This window comes from Mesorhizobium sp. M2A.F.Ca.ET.039.01.1.1, assembly GCF_003998035.1.
GTDB lineage: Bacteria > Pseudomonadota > Alphaproteobacteria > Rhizobiales > Rhizobiaceae > Mesorhizobium.
Window position 1 is genome coordinate 1 of the sequence record NZ_RZRY01001191.1, and the last position, 1,218, is coordinate 1,218.

Below are 1,218 nucleotides of genomic sequence, written 5' to 3' on the forward strand. Positions count from 1 at the left end.
CTTGAAATCTCGGCGCTAATATCGGCTCCTTCGTAGGGCAATGCCTGAGGACGTTTCTCGCACGCCTAGCCGTCATGATACACGCGCTCATTTGATTGCGTGGCATCGGTGGAGAGCGCTGTCACAAACGGCTGGACGACTTTCCTCATATCGCGCCGGCGGAGCCTGTTTTGATCGTGCCCCATGGCGTGGTGTAGGTAACGGCATTGGTCGCCGTGCTCTCCGGCAAGGGCCGGACTGATCAGCGCGCCACTGCCGGCAGGCTGATGAGCGGATCATCGCTCATCTGACTGATGGTCTCAAGGGTCATGTAGCGCGCCCGCTGCACGGCCCATTCATCATTCTGTTCAAGCAGCAAGGCGCCGACGAGGCGGACAATGGCATCGTCATTGGGAAAGATGCCGACGACCTCGGTCCTCCGCTTGATCTCGCCGTTGAGCCGCTCGATCGGGTTGATCGAGTGAAGCTTGACGCGGTGCTCCTTCGGAAAGGTCATGTAGGCGAGGACATCGTGTTCGGCTTCATCCATGATGGCGGCGAGCTTCGGTACCTTCGGCCGGATCTGACGGCAACGGCGCGCCATTGCACGCTTGCGGCCTCGGCCGTCTCCTGGGCAAACGCGGTGGCGATGAAGGCCGAGACGACCCGGCGCCCGCTCTTGCCGGCATGCGCCAGCACGTTGCGCATAAAATGAACCCGGCAGCGCTGCCAAGTGGCGCACAGCACCTTCGAGACTGCGGCCTTGATGCCCTCATGGGCATCTGACACGACAAGCTTGACGCCGCGCAGGCCGCGGCGGGTCAGCTTGCGCAGGAACTCTGTCCAGATCGGCTCCGATTCCGACGTGCCGATCTCCATGCCGAGCACTTCACGCCGGCCGTCCGCGTTGACGCCCACCGCAATGATGACGGCGACCGAGACGATCCGCCCACCGCGGCGGACCTTCAGGTAAGTGGCGTCGATCCACAGGTACGGCCAATCGCCCTCGATCGGCCGCTCCAGGAAGGCCTTGACCTTGTCGTCGATCTCTACGCACAGCCGGCTGACCTGGCTTTTGGAGATGCCGCTCATGCCCATCGCCTTGACCAGGTCATCGACCGAGCGGGTCGAGATGCCTTGGATGTAGGCCTCCTGGATGACGGCGGTCAGCGCCTTCTCGGCCATGCGCCGCGGCTCCAGGAAGCCCGGAAAGTAGGAGCCCTTCCTGAGCCTGGGGAC

1 pseudogene is annotated in these 1,218 nt (G+C 63.1%); it reads right to left on the reverse strand.

Annotated features, from left to right (window positions below):
- Positions 1 to 241: 241 nt before the first annotated feature.
- A pseudogene (locus tag EOA24_RS38525) lies at positions 242 to 1,218 on the reverse strand (IS256 family transposase); the annotation flags it as partial.